The organism is Catenovulum sp. 2E275 (genome assembly GCF_025515275.1).
GTDB lineage: Bacteria > Pseudomonadota > Gammaproteobacteria > Enterobacterales > Alteromonadaceae > Catenovulum.
The window spans coordinates 1-22,628 of sequence record NZ_JAOPFU010000001.1 but is presented as its reverse complement, the minus strand read 5'-3'; the positions used below and the strand labels follow the sequence as shown (position 1 = coordinate 22,628).

At 38.2% G+C, this 22,628-nt stretch carries 19 protein-coding genes; 17 read left to right on the top strand and 2 right to left on the bottom strand.

Features of this window, described 5'->3' with window-relative positions:
* Positions 1-7: 7 nt before the first annotated feature.
* The 8 genes from N7931_RS00095 to N7931_RS00060 all read left to right on the top strand — a co-directional run bounded on the left by N7931_RS00095 (position 8) and on the right by N7931_RS00060 (position 8,405).
* On the top strand, positions 8-2,248 hold the full coding sequence (locus N7931_RS00095; RefSeq protein WP_262791203.1) for a heparinase II/III family protein: 2,241 nt from the start codon (positions 8-10) through the stop codon (positions 2,246-2,248).
* A 14-nt stretch (positions 2,249-2,262) separates the two neighbouring features.
* A complete protein-coding gene (locus tag N7931_RS00090; RefSeq protein ID WP_262791202.1) occupies positions 2,263-2,433 on the top strand; it encodes a hypothetical protein in 171 nt (56 codons plus the stop codon).
* Positions 2,434-2,455: 22 nt separating this feature from the next.
* Positions 2,456-3,742, top strand: a complete 1,287-nt coding sequence (locus tag N7931_RS00085; RefSeq protein WP_262791374.1) for an MFS transporter — start codon at positions 2,456-2,458, stop codon at positions 3,740-3,742.
* Positions 3,743-3,745: 3 nt separating this feature from the next.
* Positions 3,746-4,666 carry a sugar kinase gene (locus N7931_RS00080; protein WP_262791201.1) on the top strand — a complete coding sequence of 307 codons (921 nt, stop codon included), beginning with the start codon at positions 3,746-3,748 and terminating at the stop codon, positions 4,664-4,666.
* Between the two features lie 188 nt (positions 4,667-4,854).
* Positions 4,855-5,475 (top strand): bifunctional 4-hydroxy-2-oxoglutarate aldolase/2-dehydro-3-deoxy-phosphogluconate aldolase, encoded by a 621-nt coding sequence (gene eda, locus N7931_RS00075; protein WP_262791200.1) that lies wholly within the window; start codon positions 4,855-4,857, stop codon positions 5,473-5,475.
* 58 nt (positions 5,476-5,533) lie between these two features.
* Positions 5,534-6,316 (top strand): triose-phosphate isomerase, encoded by a 783-nt coding sequence (gene tpiA, locus N7931_RS00070; protein ID WP_262791199.1) that lies wholly within the window; start codon positions 5,534-5,536, stop codon positions 6,314-6,316.
* A gap of 2 nt (positions 6,317-6,318) precedes the next feature.
* Positions 6,319-7,437, top strand: coding sequence for a class II fructose-bisphosphate aldolase (gene fbaA, locus N7931_RS00065; protein WP_262791198.1), 1,119 nt, complete (start codon positions 6,319-6,321; stop codon positions 7,435-7,437).
* A complete protein-coding gene (locus N7931_RS00060; RefSeq protein WP_262791197.1) occupies positions 7,434-8,405 on the top strand; it encodes a class 1 fructose-bisphosphatase in 972 nt (323 codons plus the stop codon). The genes fbaA and N7931_RS00060 overlap by 4 nt, the downstream gene beginning before the upstream one ends.
* 389 nt (positions 8,406-8,794) lie before the next feature.
* On the opposite strand, the gene N7931_RS00055 is transcribed toward N7931_RS00060, so the two are convergent.
* Entirely contained in the window at positions 8,795-9,871 is a 1,077-nt protein-coding gene (locus N7931_RS00055; protein ID WP_262791196.1) for a polysaccharide lyase family 7 protein, read from the bottom strand.
* Positions 9,872-10,208: 337 nt separating this feature from the next.
* Here N7931_RS00055 and N7931_RS00050 point away from each other — a divergent pair, with 337 nt between their 5' ends.
* The 4 genes from N7931_RS00050 to N7931_RS00035 all read left to right on the top strand — a co-directional run bounded on the left by N7931_RS00050 (position 10,209) and on the right by N7931_RS00035 (position 15,630).
* Positions 10,209-12,494, top strand: coding sequence for a chondroitinase-B domain-containing protein (locus tag N7931_RS00050; protein ID WP_262791195.1), 2,286 nt, complete (start codon positions 10,209-10,211; stop codon positions 12,492-12,494).
* 88 nt (positions 12,495-12,582) lie between these two features.
* On the top strand, positions 12,583-13,440 hold the full coding sequence (locus tag N7931_RS00045; protein ID WP_262791194.1) for a transporter substrate-binding domain-containing protein: 858 nt from the start codon (positions 12,583-12,585) through the stop codon (positions 13,438-13,440).
* A gap of 329 nt (positions 13,441-13,769) precedes the next feature.
* Positions 13,770-14,507 (top strand): type 1 glutamine amidotransferase domain-containing protein, encoded by a 738-nt coding sequence (locus N7931_RS00040; protein WP_262791193.1) that lies wholly within the window; start codon positions 13,770-13,772, stop codon positions 14,505-14,507.
* A 22-nt stretch (positions 14,508-14,529) separates the two neighbouring features.
* Positions 14,530-15,630, top strand: a complete 1,101-nt coding sequence (locus N7931_RS00035) for an NADH:flavin oxidoreductase/NADH oxidase (protein WP_262791192.1) — start codon at positions 14,530-14,532, stop codon at positions 15,628-15,630.
* 176 nt (positions 15,631-15,806) lie between these two features.
* Here N7931_RS00035 and N7931_RS00030 read toward each other — a convergent pair whose 3' ends face one another.
* Positions 15,807-16,625, bottom strand: coding sequence for a helix-turn-helix domain-containing protein (locus N7931_RS00030; RefSeq protein ID WP_262791191.1), 819 nt, complete (start codon positions 16,623-16,625; stop codon positions 15,807-15,809).
* An 83-nt stretch (positions 16,626-16,708) separates the two neighbouring features.
* On the opposite strand from N7931_RS00030, the gene N7931_RS00025 reads away from it, so the two are divergent.
* The 5 genes from N7931_RS00025 (at position 16,709) to N7931_RS00005 (ending at position 22,536) form a co-directional block, all read left to right on the top strand.
* Complete coding sequence (locus tag N7931_RS00025) at positions 16,709-17,182, top strand: carboxymuconolactone decarboxylase family protein (RefSeq protein ID WP_262791190.1); 474 nt, start codon at positions 16,709-16,711, stop codon at positions 17,180-17,182.
* Between the two features lie 90 nt (positions 17,183-17,272).
* Positions 17,273-18,202, top strand: coding sequence for a TlpA family protein disulfide reductase (locus N7931_RS00020; protein WP_262791189.1), 930 nt, complete (start codon positions 17,273-17,275; stop codon positions 18,200-18,202).
* 136 nt (positions 18,203-18,338) lie between these two features.
* Positions 18,339-20,516 (top strand): TonB-dependent receptor, encoded by a 2,178-nt coding sequence (locus tag N7931_RS00015; RefSeq protein WP_262791188.1) that lies wholly within the window; start codon positions 18,339-18,341, stop codon positions 20,514-20,516.
* Between the two features lie 24 nt (positions 20,517-20,540).
* Positions 20,541-21,098: a hypothetical protein gene (locus N7931_RS00010; RefSeq protein WP_262791187.1), complete on the top strand. Its 558-nt coding sequence runs from the start codon at positions 20,541-20,543 to the stop codon at positions 21,096-21,098.
* 1 nt (position 21,099) lies between these two features.
* The gene (locus N7931_RS00005; protein WP_262791186.1) at positions 21,100-22,536 is read left to right on the top strand and encodes a PepSY-associated TM helix domain-containing protein; all 1,437 of its coding nucleotides are present in this window, start codon (positions 21,100-21,102) and stop codon (positions 22,534-22,536) included.
* Positions 22,537-22,628 lie beyond the last annotated feature (92 nt).

Here is a 22,628-nt window from a genome sequence, read left to right as displayed (position 1 = left end):
GTGCGCAATGAAAACATGTAAACTAAATCAATTTTTATTATTAAGCTTAGCGTTTTCATCGGCTAACTTAGCTTATGTAGCTCCAGCTTATGCGCAACTCCAAAATGTAATTGAACGTCAGCAGCTACAACAGCATCCTAATTTAGTTAATAGCTTTGCTGATATTGTTTCAATGCGAAATGCGATTAATCACCCTGGTCGTTTTCAAACTGCTTTTTTGAATCGTCAAGCAACTGTTGACAAAGCATTAGAGCAACCAATAAATGTTCCCTTTCCTAAGGATGCTGGTGGTGGTTATACCCATGAGGTACATAAAAATAATTATCGCTTGATGTATGAAGCAGGAATATTATTTCAGATTACACAACAGGCTAAATATGCTGAGTTTGTGAAAAATATTTTATTTGAATATGCCAAATTATATCCCAAGTTAGATTTGCATCCTGAGGTTAAAAGTAATAATCCGGGTAAACTTTTTTGGCAAGGTTTAAATGAAGCCGTCTGGTTAGTTCATACGATTCAAGCATACGATTATGTATATGAGTTTTTATCTGTAGATGATAGGCAAATTATTGAACAAGGTGTGCTTGAACCTGTCGCTCTTTTTTTATCAGAACAGTCGCCACAAACCTTTGATAAAATTCATAACCACGGGACTTGGGCAACTTGCGCAGTTGGGATGACAGGTTATGTTTTAAATAAACCAGACTGGGTAGAAAAAGCACTTTATGGTTTAGATAAATCGGGCACTGGCGGGTTTATGCGCCAGTTGGACGAGTTATTTTCTCCGAATGGATATTATAACGAAGGCCCTTATTATCAACGTTATGCATTAATGCCTTTTGTGACCTTTGCAAAAGCCATTCAAAATAATCAGCCTGAACGACAGATTTTTGAGTATCGTGATCAAATTTTATTAAAAGCGATCAATACAACTGCACAGCTTAGCTATAACGGGTTATTTTTTCCGATTAATGATGCGATTAAATCTAAAGGCATTGATACCATTGAGCTTGTGCACGGGATCGCCATTGCGTATGGGATTAGTGGTGATACAGGTTTATTAGATATTGCCAAACAACAAGATAAGGTTATTTTAACGGGAGATGGCTTAAAAGTAGCCTCAGCTTTAGATAAAGAACTACAAACTGATTATCAATTTGTTACTCAGGCTTTTGGTGATGGTGCAGACGGAACAGAAGGTGCATTTGTGGTATTACGTAGTGATAGTCGTAACACCGCAAGTGTAGCAACAATTAAAGCAACATCTCAAGGGTTAGGTCATGGCCATTTTGATAAGTTAGGTTTGTCTTTTTATGATAAAGGGGCTGAAATCTTAACTGATTATGGCGCCGCTCGCTTTTTAAATGTAGTGGCAAAATTCGGTGGTCGTTATTTACCTGAAAATGATTCATATGCTCAACAAACTATTGCTCATAATACTCTAGTTGTTGATCAATCCAGTCATTTTAACGGAAATACTAAAGTTGGAAATCAGCATCATCCTAAAGTTAATTTATTTGCTAATACAGAAAATGTAAAACTGGTTTCAGCTTCGATTGATACCGCTTATTCGGGTATTAAGTTAGCCAGAACAATCGCATTGGTTACGGTAGCTGATGAAAATATTGATTGGGTAGTCGATCTGTTTAAAGTCACATCTCTTAAGCAACACCAGTTTGATTTGGCATATCATTATGACGGTGACTTCATCGAGTCAAATTTTAAATACAAACCTAATACTGAGCAATTAAAACCATTAGGTGATAACAATGGTTATCAGCACCTTTGGTTAACGGCAAAAGGTCAACCTGAGTTAAATCAACCAATTAGTCAATTAACTTGGTTAAATCAAAATGGTCGTTTTTATACGCTTTCAACGGTTAATCATAAAAATCTTGAATTTTTATTTACTCAAACAGGGGCTAATGATCCGAACTTTAATTTACGCGAAGATAAGGCTTTTATATTCAGAGTGAATGGGCAATCAGCTCATCAGTTTGTCAGCATTTTAGAAGCCCATGGCGAATATAATCCGTCGAAAGAATTTACCTTGAACAGCAAAAGTAGCATTCAGTCTATTCGTTATGAGCAGCAGAACAATATAAATCTGATTTATGTTAAGCGAGAGGATATGAGTGAGTTTGTGATTGCTTATCAAAATCAGTTAACTAAGCCTCAACCATTTGAAATAAATGGAAAACAATACATGCTTAATCACAGTGCCGAATTGTTTAAAATTAATTAAGAAGTGAGAATCTAATGAGTCAAAATAACGTTTTTGTATTAGATGATGAAGCATTTGAGATTCGCTCAAATAGTCAACTAAACCTTTGTATTCCGCCTGATATAAAACAGGTGGGGATGTGTCGTAGTGCGGGTGTTTTATCTGAATCATTTAGCGCTGTACAGCAATATTTTTTAGGAGCTTAATGTGAAAAATACAACATTTAAGATGAAACATTTAAGATGGCTTGTGGTTAGCTTAGTCTCGTTTGCGACCATTATTAATTACATTGACCGAACAGCGCTTTCTGTAATGTGGCCTAGTGTAGCGGCAGACCTAGGAATGGATAGCCATGATTACGCCAATATTATGAGCGTATTTTTAATTGCTTATGCTGTTGGCCAAGCTGTGTTTGGTAAAATATTTGATGCGGTTGGAACACGTATCGGCTTTTTATTATCTATTGTTGTTTGGTCTATCTCTATTGCGCTACATGCCGTTGCAACCTCAGTTGCCTCATTTAGCTTATTTAGAATTCTTTTGGGCTTTGGTGAAGCGGGTAACTGGCCGGGAGCCACTAAAGCCAATGCCGAATGGTTTCCTATTCGTGAACGAGCATTAGCACAAGGCATTTTTGGGGCTGGCGCATCTATGGGGAGTATTATAGCTCCGCCGTTAGTTGCTGCTTTATATGCTTTTTTTGGGTGGCAAGCGACATTCATTATTGTTGCAAGTTTAGGTTTTGTTTGGTTAATTCCTTGGTTAATTGTGTATAAATGTGGTCCTGATGCTCACCCTTGGATTACAGAAGAAGAGCGTCAATATATTCTGACTGGTCAAAAAGCAGTTGAATTAGATGACAAAATTGATGAATTAAAAGTAGATGAATATGTCCCTACTTTAAAAGAGTTGCTATCACATCGCCAAAGTTGGAGTGTGATTTTAGGACGTTTTTTTATTGAACCTATTTGGTGGTTATTTGTTGCTTGGTTACCTTTGTATTTAAACGATAAATTTGGGTTTGATGTAAAAGAGATTGGTGCATCTGCTTGGATCCCTTATGTAGGCGCGGCGATCGGGGCTATTTTTGGCGGATGGCTATCAGGACGTTTAATACAGCGTGGCTGGAGTGTTAACAAAGCTCGCAAATCTGTTGTTGCACTAGGTGGGATTTGCATGTTGCCTGCGTTATTAGCTACATCTGTTGCTAGTCATCCTATGGTGGCAATGGGATTAATTGCGATTATTCTATTTGGTTTTCAAACTGCGATAAATAATATTCAAACTTTACCTAGTGATTATTTTTCTGGCAAGAGTGTTGCCTCTTTAGCGGGTATTAGTGGGGCTGTTGGCGTGGTGAGTGTTATTACGGCTATTCAAATTGTTCCAATTATTACTCAAGACGGGACACATTATTTACCTTTCTTTATTTTAGGTGCGTCTTTGGTTCCTCTTATGTTGCTAGCCGTTTTAGTGGTTGGCGGTAAGATAAAACCAGTGAGAAGGAAAAGCTAAACCGTGAGTAAAATTTATTTATTTGGCGAATGCATGATTGAGTTGTCCTCTAATCAGAGCAATAGTTTGAATCAAGCATTTGCCGGAGATTTTTTTAATGCTGCTGTTTATTTAAAAAGAGCATTTGAGCAAGTGGATGTCAGGTTACTTACCGCTGTTGGTCAGGACAAACTAAGTGACGAGATGATCCAACTATTTAAGCAAGAGGCATTAGGAAGCGACTTGGTTTATCAGGATCCTATTAAACTGGCGGGCTTATATTGGATTCAGTTAGATCAGCAAGGTGAACGATCATTTAATTATTGGCGAAGTGATGCTGCTGTTCGTCAAGTGATGAAATGGATAGATGCAATCGCATTGGCTGAGCTGAGTACAAGCGACTGGTTCTTTTTTTCTGGTATTTCTTTGGCTGTGATCCAACCACAAGATCGAGCACTGTTTTGGGAGCTACTAGATAAATTAAAAGGCGCAGGGGTAAAAATAGCCTTTGATCCAAATTATCGTCATCAACTTTGGAATAACAAAGAAGAAGCGAAATCTCATTTTGAAAAAGCGTTTGCATATTCCAATTTGCTATTACCTGGAGTCGATGATTTTAAAACCTTATATGGCATAACAACAGCTACACAAGTTGCTGAGTTTTGTAAGCCTTTTAATGTCGATGAATTGATTATTAAAAATGGTGAGCATGGGGTGTATTGCGTTAATAACCAGCAGGCCATTCAAATTGATATACAGGCAGTTGAGCATGTTGTAGATACGACCTCGGCTGGTGATTCATTTAATGGCGTTTATTTGGGTGCAAGATTATCTGGCCAAGGAATAACAGATTCTGTGTTATTGGCGGCTAAAGCTGCTGCTATTGTGATTCAACATAAAGGCGCGATTGTGCCAAAACACGCATTTAATTTAGCGATAGCCTGAGATTAATTTAAGTTCGGTTTAATCAAGCGGTTTCAAACGGGCTTGTTCAAAGATAATGGGTATTTTCTGAGTTGAAAGCTCGTTAGAAACCATCTGAATTTATTTAAATGAAGATGGTTTTAATAACACTTAACTCGTTCTGAGTTAAATGGTTTTAAATTTAACACACGGTTTAAAAGGTATTAATAATGAAAACTTTTTCCGAGTTAATGGGCAATCAAAAAGTGCTGCCTATTATTCAGGTTGATAATGAAGAGCAGGGAGTTAAAACTGCTCAGGCAATGGTGCAAGGTGGTATTAACGTTGTTGAAGTCGTTTTACGAACCGCTGGCTCATTAACTGCTTTAAGCGCAATTAAACAAGCTTTTCCTAAGTTACAAGTTGGTGCAGGCACAATTTTAAATGAAGATACTTTAAATAAAGCCATTGAAGCGGGCGCGGACTTTATTATTACACCAGCAATAACCCCTAAATTATTAACCGCGTTAAGCCAGTGCAGTGTGCCGGTTGTTCCGGGTGTATCTAACACGGCTGATATTGCGTTAGCTCACGAATTTGGTTTTAGAGAAATGAAACTTTTCCCTGCATCTTTATGTGGTGGTGTTGCATTTTTAAAGGCAGTTTCAAGCGTTTTTCAGGATGTGAAGTTTTGCCCAACCGGAGGTGTCAACCCTGAGAATTTAGCTGAGTTTATTAATTTACCTAATGTAGCTGCTGCTGGTGGCACTTGGTTAGCTAATAAAGCTTGGATTGATGCCGAGCAATGGCAACAAATAACCCAAGCTTGTGAACAGGCTAGCCAAATTTAGTCGTCTTCTCGACATGACACGGATGTCTCCCTTAATAGATATTTATAGGTATTAAAAAATGCATATAAGACGCCCAATCATTATTGCCAACTGGAAACTAAATGGCGGCATAGATTTGTTATGTAGTTCGGTGGTTTCTTTTATTCGTAAACATTACGAAGCTGAGATCGTGGTTTGCCCTCCGTATATATATATTCGGGATATGCTGAATTTTTTACAACATTCTGAAATTAGAATAGGTAGTCAGAATGTGAGTAAATTTGAATCTGGTGCTTTTACCGGTGAAACATCTGCCCAGATGCTAAAAGAAGCAGGGTGTAAATATTGTTTAATTGGCCATTCTGAACGCCGTTCTATGTTTCGAGAGAACAATGCAAGCTGTCAAATTAAAGTTCAGCGTGCGTTAAACACCGGCTTAACTCCAGTGCTATGTATTGGTGAAAATAGTGAAGAGCGGGAAAATCAAATTACAAGAGATGTATTAACTCGCCAATTGGCGGAAGGGTTAGAAGGTTTAGACTTAAAAAATAAATCACTTTGTATTGCTTATGAACCTGTTTGGGCTATTGGTACAGGTAAAGCGGCATCTCCGGAAATTGCGCAAGAAGTTCATCAATTTATTCGTCAGGAATTAATTGCTCTTTATGGGGCTGATACCGCAGAAAAAATTCGTTTATTGTACGGTGGCAGCGTGAATAAAACCAATGCCAAAGAATTATTAAGCCAGCCTGATATTGATGGATTATTGGTTGGTGGTGCAAGTTTAGATCCTGAACACTTTGTTAATATTTGTCAGCAAGCAAGTGTTCAGGCAGAGACACAACTGGTAACTGGAGTCTAAAAATGAATTTTAAAAAAGTGAACTATACAGACCAAGCTATTTTAAACATGATAGCTGGCGGTGGTGTAATGACAGGTGAGCAAGTTTCTGCGCTTTTTACTTATGCCAAACGTAATCAATTTGCTTACCCCGCGGTCAACGTTGTGGGTACTAACTCGGTCAATGCAACTTTGGAAGCTGCAAAAAAAGCAAATTCTCCTGTGATCATTCAGTTTTCAAATGGCGGAGCAGGCTTTTTTATCGGTAAAGGCTCTGGTTTACAAGGTATTGAAGCCTCTGTAGCTGGTGCTGTGGCTGGTGCTCATTATGTGCATTATGCAGCTAAAGCTTATGGTGTGCCTGTTATTTTACACACGGATCATGCCGCTAAAAATTTATTGCCTTGGATAGATGGTTTATTAGATGCAGGTGAAGCTTTTTATAAACAGCATGGCAAACCTCTATTTAGCTCACATATGATTGATTTATCTGAAGAATCTTTACAAGAAAATATTGAAATCTGCCAGTCTTATTTAGCTCGAATGAGTAAAATGGAAATGACACTTGAAATTGAGTTAGGTTGTACTGGCGGTGAAGAAGATGGTGTTGATAATACCGGTATTGATAGTGCTTCTTTGTATACTCAACCTGAAGATGTGGCTTATGCTTTTGAAAAATTAAGTGAAGTTAGTCCTAATTTCATCATTGCCGCTTCGTTTGGTAATGTGCATGGTGTTTACAAACCGGGTAATGTAAAACTGACTCCGCAGATCTTAAAAAATTCTCAAGCATACGTTAGTGAAAAGTTTGATTTGGATGCTAATAGTTTAGATTTTGTCTTTCATGGTGGATCTGGCTCTGCATTACAAGATATTCAGGATGCCATATCATACGGTGTGATTAAAATGAATATTGATACAGATACTCAATGGGCAACATGGGACGGTATAAAACAATATTACCTTGAAAATGAAGGATATTTACAGGGTCAGATTGGTAACCCTGACGGTGAGGATAAGCCAAATAAAAAATATTATGATCCTAGAGTCTGGTTACGCAAAGCTGAAGAAAGTATGGCTGATCGTTTAGCTACTACATTTAAAGATCTGAATTGTCTTAACCGAACAGAGAAACCAGCATGAAGCGTTTGATTAATATTTTGGAAGATGAGCAGATTAATGCTGAACTTCAATCGGTATTGTTCAGTTTAATTGCTGCTTGTAAGGATATTTCATTTAGGGTTGGGCAAGGGGCTTTGAGCGGTGTGCTCGGCGTTACAGAAGTACAGAATGTTCAAGGAGAGACCCAAAAAAAATTAGATATTATCGCCAATGATATATTAAAAAATTACCTAACCTCTAATCGCTTTGTTTGTTCTATTGCTTCTGAAGAAGAAGAAAGCGTTGTGGCGGCAAATCAAACTGGTCATTTTAATGTTGCATTTGATCCTTTAGATGGTTCAACTAACATTGATATCAACGGGCAAATTGGCACTATTTTTACCATATTACCTGCTAATTCCGCATTAAACCCCGGTGATCCTCAACAATTTTACTTATCTGGTCGCCGCCAACTAGCGGCAGGGTATGTACTATATGGTTCTGCAACAGTATTAATGCTTACGGTTGGTAAATGTACCCACAGTTTTACGCTTGATAAAACCACTGGGGAATTTATTGCTGCTTCTGAATTAGTGAATGTGCCTAATACAACGGCTGAGTTTTCAATTAATATGGCTAATTCTCGGTTTTGGTTTGAACCTATTCAATACTACATTAATGATCTTTTGAAAGGTGAAGTTGGGATCAGAAAAAAGCGTTACAATATGCGTTGGAATGGTGCCATGGTTGGTGATGTTCACCGAGTGTTAACACGTGGCGGTATATTTTTATACCCTCAGGATAAAAGAGATCCCAATAAGCCCGCTAAACTTAGATTGTTATATGAAGCTTATCCGATGGCATTATTAATCGAAAATGCCGGAGGCAAGGCATCAACCGGTGAGCAAGGTATTTTGGATATTGAGTTAGCTGAGCTTCATCAAAGAGTTCCTGTTATTTTAGGTGCGGCTGAAGAAGTTGAGCAGTGCCAATTTTATTATGCTCAATGATGATTTTAGACTTTTGTAAAGAGTAGTGTCGTGTAAGCTCAGGGACGAGCTTTTTTTATTGAATAACTATAACTTTGGATGATAGTCGTTTTTTAGTTGGAATATCAGCTAGCCTCGGATTTAATCTATTACATAAGACTTATTTTAACATTAATATTCAGATCTGATTATTAGCCTAAACCTTTCTCTTATTTAGCCCCTTATTTATTGTGTTTGGTTTTCTTTGGCTGTATACCACATTAATTGAGTTAAATTTTATATCTTGTAGAAAAATAACTATGCTTTTAGGGGAATAAGCCGGCTAGGTTACTTTAGTTACTATTTTTCTGTAGCAAATCATGCCACAGAAAAATAGAGTATTTATAAATACAGCCATGATAAAGCTGGGGTTATTCTGGTTTAGTTGCTTGGCTAAGTGTTAATTGGTTAAAAGTAACTTGAGTATAATCCCCATTTTGTTTGTCTGTCTCCCAATCGCCTGTGCCTAGGCAGGCTGTATACCAACCGCCTGGTGCATCTTTTGAGCTACATTGATTATAAGCTCCGGCTTTAAAATAATGCCAGTCGCCAGTATAACCGTATGGATTATCTAATTCGTCGACGTTACCATAAGCATCAATATTATTTGATAAATCAATTTCATACTTTACTGTTGGCTTGCCTTTAGCTGAAAATGTTAAATGCATAATATTTTCATATACATTAATTTCATAGCTAAACGCTTCACCTAATGCGATCCCTTGTTGTTTTGGATCGTCAGGTAAGTCCCAAGTATTTCCCCATACCGGATAAGCAATATCTGTGCGGTTAGGATCATCTTTTGCTAAGTTTCGCTCATAAGTCCAAAATACTGAACCAGTCTGATGATCAGGCCATTTTTTATAATAAACTTTGATTGGTTCATTACCCCAGCCAAAACCTAAATTTTTTTCTATTAGATTTTGGTCTTTACCTGCATGAATTTGACCAATTACAACAGAAAAGGCAGGTGGCTTGTTTGGATATTTTGCTCTTTTGGCAACATGATCAACTTTGAGTGTGGCTTGCATTTTACCACCGACAGAGGCAAAACGATTCGCAAGTGGGTGTGCTGCGATTGCAAAATTATTTAACGGATAGTTTGTTTTTATTTTGGTATTAGTGCCTCTAGGCATTTGTCTTAATTCACTGCGAGTATTTGATGAATTAGCTGTTGTAATGGCTTTATTGGGCGCTGCAAACACCATACCGCCACCTGAATTCAAATAGAAAAAATCAGGATGTGAGAACTTTTGAAGATCTTTTACATCTACCTCATCTATTTTGCCGTCCTTATTATCATCTATTGGAAGTGTAATCTTCCACTGGCTTAAATCAAATTGAGTTGCTGGTACAGTCGAGCTGCTCTGAATATCTTCAGATGAAGTTGTGGCACACGCACTGAGTATTGCAATCATGATAGGTGGGAATAGCACTTTATTTTTCATTTAGACCTCTTTAGTGACTTACTTGTAAAACAAATAATAATTAATGTTACACAATAAAGTTAATTATTAATACATTAAAATTTAAATTTGTTTTACATTTTTTGTTTTTATCTTGTTTGTTAAACTTGATTTTGCATGTTTATTTTGTTTTTAAAGCAGGTTTAACTATTAATTAGCTTAATAAAAATACAATTAAAGCTCTTAAACTCGGGGTTGATTGGATTTTTGTTTTCTTTGTATTAAATAATTGTTGACTTTTTTGTTTTACAAAATGATACTTATTGTAAGTCATTGGTTGGTTTTATACTGGTCTTAATTAAACACATAGGGTATCAAGATGAATAAAAAATTAATTTCTATATCAATTGCCACTTTATTACTTTCTGGATGTAATGGCGTATATGACGATTTTGAACCGGCAAATGCTAAAGGCACAATTCAATTAACTGGGGAAGTTGCTGTTGGCAATGAATTATCTGTAAATGTAGCAGATGCCGATGGGATAAGTGGATCTGTAAGTTACACTTGGATGCAGGATTCAGAGGTGATTAATGGCTTATCAGGAAATACTTACCAGTTATCTGCTAATGATGTTGGTGCGTATATTTCTGTTAAAGCTGAATATAAAGATGATAGTGGTAATAACGAAAGTATATTAATTAAAACCACACAAGCAGTTCCTGAAATGATTAGCGATGGTGTGGTTTCTATTACTGGGATCCCTGATGATGGCGTAATTGCATTTGGCACTGTTTTAAGTGCCCAAGTAGATGATGCTGATGGGGTTGAGAGTGAAATCAGTTATAAATGGTTTTCAAATGATGTGGAAATTGCGGGAGCAACCACGGAAACTTATACAACTTTAGTAACAGATATAGGACAGCAGATTTCTGTACAAGCAGAATACACAGATGCGTTAGGGCTTGTTGAAATGCCTATATCAGTAAAAACGAATCCAATTATTGACCCTGCTTCTTATAGTTTAACGCTGAGCAAATCTACAGATATTATTTTAGGTGACTCTTTAACTGCAACATTAAGTGTTGCCGATACAACAGCCACTTACCAGTGGTTTGCTGATGATACTGAAATTAGTGGCGCAACCAGTTCAAACTATATAGTGCAAAATTCTGATTTAGAAAAAACTATCTCTGTTACAGTGAATTATCAAAATGGCACAAAAGCATTAACTGAAACAGCGAATGATGTTGTGTATTCATACGTAGTTAAAAATGGTGCAGAATTATTGGATGCTATGACTAAAATTGCTGAAAATGATGTTGTTGCATTAGCCAGCGCAAGTGGTGGAAGTTATGCAGACATTAGTGATGAAGTTGTTGTGGCGGTGAATGGGGTTAAATTAACCCGTACTAAAGACAGCAGTGCAGTTATATCGGGTGCTACTTGTATTGCATTAAAAGCCAATAACCTTGTGATTGATGGTCTAGTTTTTGAAAATAATGATGCTTTTTTAGTTGGTGCCGGTTCTGGTGATACTGAATGTGACTCATCAAGTTCAACCGATGCGATGTTGCTGATGAATGGTGATAATGTTGTTGTAAAAAACTCAACCTTTAAAGACCATACAGGTACAACAGGTTTTAACTGGATTGAATTAAAAGGCACTAACAGCATTATCGAACGTAATTTATTCTCTGGTAGTGATACCGATAATGATAAAAGTGGTGCTATTTCTATTTATATTGATCCAGATATTGGCAAAAATGAAAGCAATATTGTTCAGTATAATCATTTTACCAATATAAAACCTAGCAGTAGTGCACATAGTGGGTCTTATGTTATTCAATTAGGGCGCTCAACTGGGGATGATTCAACTGGTGATGGTAAACATTTAATTCAGTACAACTTATTTGATGATATTGAGGTAAAAGAGCGTTTAATTAAAGTACAAGGCTCAAATAATACTATCAAAGGGAATACAATTTTAAATTCAATCGGCATGATTTCATTAGAAGATGGTGCGTTTAATACAGTTGAAAGTAACATTATTATTTCAGGACAAAAATCAGGTGGTATTGGTTTTAGTAATTTAGGCCACATGATTAGCAACAACTATGTTGAAAATGATGCTTACACTGGAGGTGACAGAGGAGCACTTTTTATCCATGCTGATTACCTTGATAACTCAGGAAATAAAACCTTTATAGCTAATTATACCGAATCTGAATTAAAAGTAGTGATGAATAACAATACTATTTTTAATACGGCTCAAGCAATTGCATTCGATGATAAAGATGGTCAATGTAAAGACTTATCCCCTTGGTTAGATACGACTAATAATTTAATTGCAGCAGAAATGACCAACGATAATGGTGCTAAATCTGAAGCGACTGTTTCGGCTGATTTTGATAGTGCAGGCTGTGTAATCAATTCAAATTCAGTTATTGCTAACAATCACTTTTTTGTAAATGCATTAACAGATGGTGGTTCGGTTGATTTCTCAACAACATCAGGTGGTTTAGATGAAGCTGCTATTAGCGTGAATAGTCAAGCTCTTATTAGTGGCACTGGTGCTCAGTCCGGTATCGGAGCTGATTTAACTCAATTATATAAGCTATCGACTACTGAAGTGGGTCCTAAAACCAACTGGACATTTAACTAAGTATAAACCCTAACCCCTTTGTCTCATTTAGGCTCTGAGGCAAAGGGCTAACTATCTTTTATTAAAAAATAATCATGAGGTTGGTTAAGTGAAATCTATCAAACATTTTGTTGTTGCTTGCTGTTTATTGAGCTTACCTGCTTTTGTCCTGCACGCTGAAACTATCAGGCATAATACAATCAACTCTGCTAAAGAAGAGTATCAGTTAAGTTTACTTAAACTTGCTTTATCTTACAGTGATACCCAGTATGAATTTAAAGCTGAACCAGAGTATTTAACTCAAACAAAACTATTAAATGACTTGGAGCAAGACAATATTGATATTGCTTGGGTTGGTACATCTAAAGAATACGAAGATAAATTTTTACCCATCCGAGTGCCATTATTTAAAGGTTTACTTGGTCATCGAATATTTTTGATTCGTCAAGGTGAACAAGCTAAATTTGACCGAATCAGTTCTTTACATCAACTCGCCCAGCTTAAAGCTGGCCAGGTTTCCAGTTGGGTCGATGCGGAAATTTTAAAGCAGGCCGGTTTAAACGTAGTTGGTACAACCAAGTACGAAAATTTGTTTTATATGTTAGAAGGTGGACGGTTTGATTATCTACCACGTAGCGTTTATTCACCTTGGGCCGAAATGGATGCGCATCCTGGTTTACCTTTACAAGTTGAAGCTAAGTTAATGATTGTTTACCCATTACCTGCATATTTTTTTGTGAATAAAAACAATACAAAATTATATAAAGCAATTGAAACTGGTTTATATAAAGCCATAGAGTCAGGTGAATTTGATCAATTTTTTTATCAACATCCTTTAATTCAATCGGGACTTTCTAAAAGTAAAATCAAAGACAGAGTCGTCTTAAAAGTCCAAAACCCACTACTTTCAGATGAGACCCCACTAGAAGATAATCGGCTTTGGTTTTCAGTTGATAATTTAGAATAAACTTTCAAATATACTCAGCAGAATACCGTTGAGTATATATTACTGCTCTTAAATGATTTTGATGAGGATGAGTGGCTTAAATTCTCATATCATTATAATTTTTTTTCGTGAGTGGTTTTGATCCCTCTGTAAGCCTTATTTTGACAGGTAATTAATTCTTATATCAGTATAATCGTTCTCACCTTTTGTTAGAAACGACAATAAATATAGCAAATTAAAATCTTTATTCTCGATATTCATTTTTTGGAACTTACAAATAAAAATTATTCATTTTTGTTAAGTTAATCTTGTCCCTATATTAAAGTCAACGTTAATTGTGGGAGCAATCTATGAAATACTTCAAAACACTTACCTTTATGCTTTTTAGCATATTTACTACAGCTGTTTGTGCCGCACCAAAAGTTTTAATTGTATTAACCAGTCACGCTCAAATGGGAGATACGGAAGAACAAACTGGGTTTTGGTTAACAGAGCTAACTCATCCATATTATGAATTGACTAAATCAGGAATAGAGGTCGATATTGCGAGTATTAAAGGTGGGCCTGCGCCTATCGATCCTAGAAGTATTAATCAAAATGAAAAAGATACTCAGACATTTCTAGAAGATAAAGCTTTGATGGCTAAAGTTTATACCACTCTTAAGCTCAGCCAAGTGAATGGTAAGGATTATAATGCGGTATTGTATAGTGGAGGACATGGAACAATGTGGGATTTCACTCAGGATCCGAATATCAATAACATTTCACGTGATATTTATCTGAATAATGGAATTGTGGCTGCGCTATGTCATGGTCCAGCAGCTTTGCTAAATATACAGTTAAATAATGGTCAGTATCTAATTGATGGTAAAAAAATAACAGGTTTTACCAACGAAGAAGAAAAACAAATTAAATTAGATAAAGTTGTACCTTATCTACTTGAAACTGAGTTAAAAAATCGAGGGGCACAATTTGAAGCTGCGCAACCTTGGCAAAGCAAAGTTGTAATCGATCAAAGAATTGTAACAGGGCAAAACCCTCAGTCTGCACAGGCTGTCGGCAAAGCTTTAGTTAAATTATTGAAATAATAGGCGAGATCTGAGGAATATTATGAGTGAGTTATTTACGCCATTTACTTTAAAAGACGTAACTTTACGTAACCGCATTGCGGTGCCACCTATGTGTCAATATAGTGCGGTTGACGGTTATACCAATGATTGGCATCAGGCACATTATGCTAATTTAGCCCGCGGTGGTGCAGGTTTAGTTATTGTTGAAGCAACCGGTGTTTCGCCGGAAGGGCGAATCAGCCCGGCTTGTTTGGGTTTATGGGAAGATGGACAGGTAGAGGGTTTAGCCAATATTGCAAAATCAATTAAAGCGGGTGGTGCAGTAGCGGGTATTCAAATTGCGCATGCCGGTCGTAAAGCGAGTGCGAATAAACCTTGGGAAGGGGATGATCATATTGCGGAAAATGATCCTACTGGCTGGCAACCTATTGCGCCATCTGCTGTTGCTTTCGGTGAGCATTTACCCAGAGTGCCAACCGCTATGGAAAAAACGGATATTGAGCGTGTCAAAGCAGATTTTGTCGCGGCCACTAAGCGAGCTTTAGCTGCAGGATTTGAATGGTTAGAGCTGCATTTTGCCCATGGTTATTTGGCTCAGAGTTTTTATTCTCCACATGCTAATAAAAGAACAGATGAATACGGCGGTGATTTAGCTGGTCGTAGCCGGTTTTTATTAGAAACATTACAAGCGGTACGTGAAGTTTGGCCGGAACATTTACCATTAACCATTCGTTTTGGTGTAATTGAATACGACGGCGATGATGAAACTATGTTGAATGAGTCGATTCAGGTATGTAAATGGTTTAAAGAATCCGGTGCTGATTTTATTAGTGTGAGCATTGGCTTTAATACGCCAGACGCCAATATTCCTTGGGGGCCTGCATTTTTAGCACCGGTAGCTGAAAAAATTCGATCACAGGTGGATATTCCGGTGGCGACTGCATGGGGTGTTGATACACCTGAATTAGCAAACACTACAGTTCAAAACCAACAGCTTGATGTAGTGATGATCGGGCGTGCTCATTTAGCCAATCCAAACTGGAGTTATCATGCAGCTAAACAGCTTGATGTAACTGATCCTGCTTGGGTATTACCTGCGCCTTACGCACATTGGTTAAGCCGTTATCGACCAGCAGAGTAATAGTTTAGTCGATACCCGTTTTCAGGAGCCTCACAGACAGCCCAATTCTTTGTTGTATCATTTTGAAAGGTGTCTACATTCCCACAATGATATGCTTTGAATTGAACCGTCTGTGATGGCTCTGATACTCGTAATTTCAATTAATCGGAGCAAAGCGTAAACCAATTAAAAGCGGGTTATTGTTTATTAATTTTATCTCTGAATTGCCCCGGTGTGATGCCAATCACTTGTTTAAACTGATGAATAAAATGTGCTTGATCATAAAAACCAAGCATCATAGCTAATTCTGTTAGGCTTGTTGCTGGGTTCGATTCTCTTAAACATTTTCTGGCCGCTATGGTCCGGCGAACGCCAGAAAATTTTTTGGCTGACATGCCAAGTTGTTCTAAACATAAGCGTTCAAACTGGCGCTGACTTAAATTAATTTTTTCGGCTAATAGGTTAGGCGCTAATCCATCATTATCATTTTGCTGGCAAATGAGTTGGATTGCAGGTGTTAATTTAGCCAATTTTTGACTATGGCTAACAAACAAAGGCAATAACTTTTGCTCCAGCCATTGTATTTTAGTGAGTGTGTTCGTTAGGTTTGATAACTGTTCAGCCCAATTATTTAGCTCAGGCGCTACTTTTGGCTCAGTTAACGAAAGGCTAAAGTTAGTTAGCTCAGAAGCCGGCATATTAATTAACGCAGGTAAAGCGCCGGGTTTAAACCTAATACCCAAAGCATTCACCGTTCCGGTAATTTGAAATTGAGTTGTTTTGCTGGCTGGGCCATTAATTATCCCACCATAATGATGACGAGATGAATTAAATAATAGTGGATCGGCAAAATTAAAAATAATCCCACTGCCACCTTCCGGATGCATATATTCAACTTGATTGTAGTGACTGTCGATGCGTTCAATTTGCCAAAACCAGTCTACCCAAGGTGCTAATGCAGCACTTGGCTGATAACGGGAAAATCCCAAATGTGCCAGTTGTGTCTGATTTGTCATTTGGCTCATGTCGAAAATTTACAATTCAAGTCTGTTGGGATTGATTAAGCTTGGCATAATCTTAACAGTTAGGAGCTAACATTATGCCGGTCAAATTAAATTATTTACAAGCCAATTCTGAAGCGGTCAAACTATTAATGCAAATCGAAATTCACCTTAAAAATCAGGTAAAACAAGCCAATTTAGATATAACATTAATTGAACTAATTAAAATGCGTGCGTCACAAATAAATCAGTGTGCCTATTGTTTAGATATGCACAGTAAAGATAGCCGTGCACAAGGCGAAACTGAACAGAGGTTATATACTCTTAGTGCATGGCGGCAAACTGAATTTTTTACCCCACAAGAACAAGCAGTATTAGCATGGACAGAAGCGTTAACTCAGTTAGAACATGGCCCACAGGTAGACCAGCTTAGAGCGCAGATGCAGTTGTATTTTAGTGATAAACAAATTGTTGATATTACATTGGCGATTTGTACTATCAATAGCTGGAATCGCTTTGTTGCTGCCTTTGGTGCGGAGGTTGGCAGTTATCAGGTTGGGCAATATAACTAACTTCTTATCCAGAGTTGAGGTTAACTAATATTTCAACTCATTATTTTAGAAAATAATGCGGTTTAAAAACGATTATTTAAGGAATACATAATGTTTAAAATCATTCGATTATTGGCAAAAGCGAGCACATTAATTTGGCTGTCGGTTTGTATACCTGCATGGGCGGCTGATGAGGCTATTTTGCAACATAAATTTACAAGTCAGCAGGGTAATACAATCGTATTAGCTGATTTTATTGGGGTTAAGCCCGTTTACCTTAAGTTTTATGCGACTTGGTGTCAGCCATGTAACGAGCAAATGCCTCATTTTCAAAAAGCGTATACCAAACTGGGTGAACAAATTGCTTTTATCGCGGTGAATATTAATTTAAATGAAACGGACGAAGCTATTTTGGCGATGCAGCAAAAATATAATATGCAAATGCCAATTATTAAAGATCACTCAGGTCAGCTAGCCAGTTTGTTTGGTTTATCCGGCACACCTATGCATGTATTAATTGATAAAAATGAAAAAGTGATTCATCGCGGACATACGGTTGATCAACAATTGGAACAAAAATTAGCAGGGTTAAAGCAATCGGGTTCACAAACCGAAACTCATCTTACGGCTCAACCCACTCAGTTGCCAGACTGGATTAAGCAAAATCAGCCACAGCTACTGTACTTTAGTGCAACATGGTGTGACTGGTATTTAGCGGATAGCCGTCCTGAGCAAAGTCAGCGCTGTATTGCAGGTCAGCAGTTTATCAATAAACTTGCTAAACAGTATTCGAATCTTAAAATCACCGGGCTGATGTCTAATTTATGGACAGAGCAGAAAGATATTATCGAATATCAACAAAAATTTGATTCAACTATTCCAATGAGAGTAGATAACAATAATCAACTATTTTCCCATTTTAAAATAGAGCAGTTACCGGTTTTATTATTAATTGAGCAAGGCAAAATAATCTGGCGTAAATCAGATTTTAATCAGACTGATACGCTGCCTGAGCATTTAATTCGTAAAGCGGTTAACTAAAATCTCGCCAAGATTCACTCTGCTTTACTTAAAGTTGAAGCAGAGGGTTTAATGTAACAATGTAATTGAGGGTGAAAATGAAAACGTTTATCATATATATAGTGATAAATGATTTCTTTTTTAGTTTGGAGCCTCGATGAATTTACGTAAAAGTGCTTTAGCTGTGATAGCTGGTTTAGTTTGTACAAGTATTCCGGTTTATGCGCAATCAGAGCAAAACAAGCCAGATGAAAATGATGATATTGAGCGTATTAGCATTAATGCATCACAGGTTAATCTGCGTGATAGTTTTGCCGGTGGTCAAGTCTCCCGTGGTGGCCGCGCAGGTATCTTAGGTAACTTGGATATGATGGATTCACCTTTTAACAGCACCAACTATACGGCTGAGTTAATTCGTGAACAGCAAGCAAAAAGTGTTGCCGATGTGCTGCAAAACGACCCAGTTGTGCGTGTTGCTAAAGGGTTTGGTAATTTCCAAGAGCTTTATGTTATGCGTGGTTTTCCTGTTTATTCAGACGATATGACATACAACGGTTTATACGGCATTTTACCGCGCCAATATGTAGCGGCTGAGTTGCTAGAGCGGGTTGAAGTATTTCGTGGGGCGAGTGCTTTTTTAAACGGTGCGGCACCTGGCGGCAGTGGTTTAGGTGGTTCGGTCAATATTGTGCCTAAACGTGCAGGCGATGAGCCACTTAACCGTATTACTTTAGGGTATGAAGCAAAAGGTCATATTTATGGCGCTGCGGATGTTAGTCGCCGTTTTGGTGACGAAGATAACAGCACAGGTATACGTGCTAATTTAGTTAAACGTAATGGTGAAACATCTGTTGATAATCAGGAGCGAGATTTAAGTGTTGCCTCTATTGGTCTTGATCATAAAGGCGAAAAATTTCGAGTGTCGCTTGATTTAGGTTTTCAAGATCATCAAGTTGATGCGCCTCGTCCTGCTGTAACGCCATCAAGTGTTATTCTTGACGCGCCAGATAGCGATACTAATTTTGCTCAAGATTGGACATATACAAATGAGCGCCAGCTATTTGGTGCCGTACGCGGTGAATACGATTTTACCGACAACATCACTGCATGGGCAGCTTATGGTTTTAGAAACGGCGAAGAAGAAAACCGTTTTGCTAACCCAACAGCACAAGATAACGGTGATCTTACTGCTTACCGTTTTGATAACGTGCGTAATGAAGATGTTCAGTCGGGCGAAGTCGGGATTAATATTGAATTTAATACTGGCTCAGTCGGGCATACATTAATATCATCTGCGTCTGTATTCTCGCTTGAAGCAGAAAATGCGTATGCGTTTTCGAGCTTTGCAGGTTTTGATGCTGGCACACTTGATAATCCAGCAACAGCCGAAATGCCTGTTGCGGATGCTTTTATTGGCGGCGACTTAAATAACCCTCTGGTCACTGAAAAAACTGAACTTTCAAGCTTTGCATTGGCTGATATGTTGTCATTTAACGACGGGAAATTGTTAGTTACTTTAGGTGGTCGTTTCCAGAACATTAAAACCAATACTTATAATTACAACACGGGTGATGAACTTTCGGGTTATGACGAGTCACAATTTACTCCGGTTGTTGGTGTCGTTTTAAAATCGTCAGAGCAACTTTCGTATTACGCAAATTACATTGAAGGCTTATTACCGGGTGAAGTTGCGCCGACAACCAGCGGCGGTGAAGCGGTTGAAAACGCCGGTGAAGTGTTTGACCCGTATCGCGCAGAGCAAATTGAAATTGGTTTAAAATATGATGCTGGTCAGTACGGCGGCTCGTTAAGTGTATTTAATACCTCAAAACAAACATCTGTGATTAATAATAATGTATTTAGCACAGATGGCGAACAAGAAAACCAAGGGCTTGAAGTCAGCGTATTTGGTATGCCAGCCGAAAATCTTCGTGTTATCGGTGGTTTTACTTGGATTGACGCTGAAATGAAAAAAACACAAGACGGTCTGCTTGATGGTAAAACTGCGATTGGGGTGCCGGAATTACAAGCTAACGTCAATCTTGAGTGGGACGTTAATGCGCTACCGGGTTTAACGCTTGATGCGCGTGCGGCTTATACCTCAGAACAATATGCCAGTGCAGATAACTCGTTAGAAGTGGATGCATCAAACCGTTTTGATTTAGGTGCGCGTTATATCTTCTTGGTTGGTATGACAGATATTACGGTACGTGCTCGTATTGATAATGTGTTTGATAACAATTATTGGGCCTCTGTGGGTGGCTATCCGGGTTCTAACTACTTGGTATTAAGTGAACCGCGCACAATGAAGTTATCGGCATCATTTAGCTTCTAATATTAAGTTTCTAGTAGGAAAATTATGTTGTTGTCTATCGCTGCTTTTATTGGCAGCGCATTGGCGATTGGGTTGTTTTACCATGCATGGCAAAGCAATCAAATCGTTTTTAAACGTATAGCCAAACTCGGTGCGCTGGCACTGATGTTTGGCGCTTTAATGTTATGGGTTGAGCAATATGGCCCAGAACTTGGCACTTGTTATGCGGTGGTGGCTTTTTCTTTACAAGCATGGAGTTGGATTTATTTTGCGCGCCAGCGTATTGATAAAGACATAAAACGCGTGAGCTTGCCTTTTGTTGGTGGCCTAACTCAACCTCGTTTTGCCGTTTGTGTGAATGCGTTAATAAAAGCGGCTGCGTGTGTTGGTTTAAGTGCCGTTTGCGCTATGCTCGTGACAGTTGTGTGGACGACCACATTGAGCATGAGCAAAGTAAATCAAATTGCTTTAGGTATTTATACTATGCCTATTTTATGGGGGGCTGCGGCGTATTGGTTGTGTGCTGACAGCAAATTGTGGCGCCCTGTTTGTGTATTAAGTGGGCTCAGTGGGTTGAGCTATTTGTTTATTTATAGTGTGTAGTATGAGTTTTTCTATTTCTCCAAATACCAATAAAAGTGCTTTAAAAAGCCATGCTTGGATAGGCCTTGCGGTTAGTGTGCTGATGTACTGGGTGTGTTTTTCAGGTACTTTGTCTGTATTTTCTCAAGAGTTATTGCGCTGGGAACAGCCGCATATTGCTGATGATTTAAATTACACCCCCAGCAGCATTCAAACCGCTTATGAACGCTTTTTAGAGATGAAAGGCGGTAGTACAGAGGGCAATATTGTGCTGCGCTTACCTACACAAGATTTACCCCGTGCAAGGATTAGTGCCGACGGTGAAGCGTGGAATATATCGCCCACCGGTGAGTTAAGCGAGCCATCAACCACGCCAATTACCGATTTAATTGTTGATTTGCATACCGCGCTGCACTTACCCGAAGATCTTGGCATGATGCTGGTAAGCACGCTCGGCGCAATTTTAAGTGCATTAATTATTTCAGGCATTGTGGCTCATAGACGGATTTTTAAAGATGCTTTTCGCCTAAGAACAGGTAATAACGAGCAACTTACACAAGGCGATTTACACAATAGAATGAGTGTATGGGGTTTGCCATTTCATTTAATGATAGCGTTAACCGGGGTGTATTTTGGTTTAGCCTCGTTTTTAACCTCTATTTATGCTGATACGCTTTACGAGGGTAAAAAGCTGGATTTATTTGCTGATATTTATGGTTCGTCTATTCAAGTTGAAAACCAACCAAAAGTGGCGAATATGGCGCGTGCTATCACTGAAATTAGAGCGATGGAGCCAAACACTCAGCCTATTTTTATCACTCTTGAAAATGCCACCAAAGATAATCAATACATCTTGCTTGGATCGCAGCATCTCGACAAGCTGATATATTCAGAACAGTACCGTTTTGACTCGTACGGCCAATATATAGATAAAGTCGGTTATTCAGACGGTGAAGCAGGGCAGCAGGCTATTTTTTCTGTGTATCGTATCCACTTTGGTCATTTTGGCCCTGAAGCGATGAAAATCTTTTTTGGCTTAATGGGTTTTGCACTCACCATTATCTCGGTCACTGGGATTAATTTATGGCTGGCAAAAAGGCAGAAGCAAGATGCGCTTAATCAATTGTGGATGGGCTTTGTATGGGGCACACCCATTGCGTTTATTTGTGCTGCTTTATTAGAGCTTACCTTGGCGATACCAACTAAACCCGTGTTTTGGTTGGTGTTAGTGGCTATTTTAATCGGCTCTTTAATGCAAAAAGCTTTGGTTAAAACCCACTTAACTTTGCTTAATATATTAGCTGTGTTGTTGGTTGGACTATCAGTGACGCACTTTGCGGTACATTACCCCGATGCATTGGTGCCTAATTCAATCGCTATTAATATCGCTTTTATCGTATTTGCTTTATGTGTATGGCGATACCGTTATTCACGAGTGAAAAAAGGTTGGGATAGTTAACCTCAACTCTGGATAACAAATTGCTTTCTAGTGGTTATTTTCCCCGATAACTACGTTGAATTCGCTAGTAATAGCCAGCTATTACGTACGCA

What these genes read in the sequence shown, in the direction of transcription:
- N7931_RS00090 (WP_262791202.1), top strand. Translation starts at nt 2,263, where the DNA reads ATGAGTCAAAATAACGTTTTTGTATTAGATGATGAAGCATTTGAGATT.
- N7931_RS00035 (WP_262791192.1), top strand. Translation starts at nt 14,530, where the DNA reads ATGAGTGAGTTATTTACGCCATTTACTTTAAAAGACGTAACTTTACGT.
- N7931_RS00040 (WP_262791193.1), top strand. Translation starts at nt 13,770, where the DNA reads ATGAAATACTTCAAAACACTTACCTTTATGCTTTTTAGCATATTTACT.
- N7931_RS00030 (WP_262791191.1), bottom strand. Translation starts at nt 16,625, where the DNA reads ATGACAAATCAGACACAACTGGCACATTTGGGATTTTCCCGTTATCAG.
- fbaA (WP_262791198.1), top strand. Translation starts at nt 6,319, where the DNA reads ATGAATTTTAAAAAAGTGAACTATACAGACCAAGCTATTTTAAACATG.
- N7931_RS00020 (WP_262791189.1), top strand. Translation starts at nt 17,273, where the DNA reads ATGTTTAAAATCATTCGATTATTGGCAAAAGCGAGCACATTAATTTGG.
- N7931_RS00015 (WP_262791188.1), top strand. Translation starts at nt 18,339, where the DNA reads ATGAATTTACGTAAAAGTGCTTTAGCTGTGATAGCTGGTTTAGTTTGT.
- N7931_RS00025 (WP_262791190.1), top strand. Translation starts at nt 16,709, where the DNA reads ATGCCGGTCAAATTAAATTATTTACAAGCCAATTCTGAAGCGGTCAAA.
- tpiA (WP_262791199.1), top strand. Translation starts at nt 5,534, where the DNA reads ATGCATATAAGACGCCCAATCATTATTGCCAACTGGAAACTAAATGGC.
- N7931_RS00085 (WP_262791374.1), top strand. Translation starts at nt 2,456, where the DNA reads ATGAAACATTTAAGATGGCTTGTGGTTAGCTTAGTCTCGTTTGCGACC.
- N7931_RS00005 (WP_262791186.1), top strand. Translation starts at nt 21,100, where the DNA reads ATGAGTTTTTCTATTTCTCCAAATACCAATAAAAGTGCTTTAAAAAGC.
- N7931_RS00055 (WP_262791196.1), bottom strand. Translation starts at nt 9,871, where the DNA reads ATGAAAAATAAAGTGCTATTCCCACCTATCATGATTGCAATACTCAGT.
- N7931_RS00060 (WP_262791197.1), top strand. Translation starts at nt 7,434, where the DNA reads ATGAAGCGTTTGATTAATATTTTGGAAGATGAGCAGATTAATGCTGAA.
- eda (WP_262791200.1), top strand. Translation starts at nt 4,855, where the DNA reads ATGAAAACTTTTTCCGAGTTAATGGGCAATCAAAAAGTGCTGCCTATT.
- N7931_RS00095 (WP_262791203.1), top strand. Translation starts at nt 8, where the DNA reads ATGAAAACATGTAAACTAAATCAATTTTTATTATTAAGCTTAGCGTTT.
- N7931_RS00050 (WP_262791195.1), top strand. Translation starts at nt 10,209, where the DNA reads ATGAATAAAAAATTAATTTCTATATCAATTGCCACTTTATTACTTTCT.
- N7931_RS00010 (WP_262791187.1), top strand. Translation starts at nt 20,541, where the DNA reads ATGTTGTTGTCTATCGCTGCTTTTATTGGCAGCGCATTGGCGATTGGG.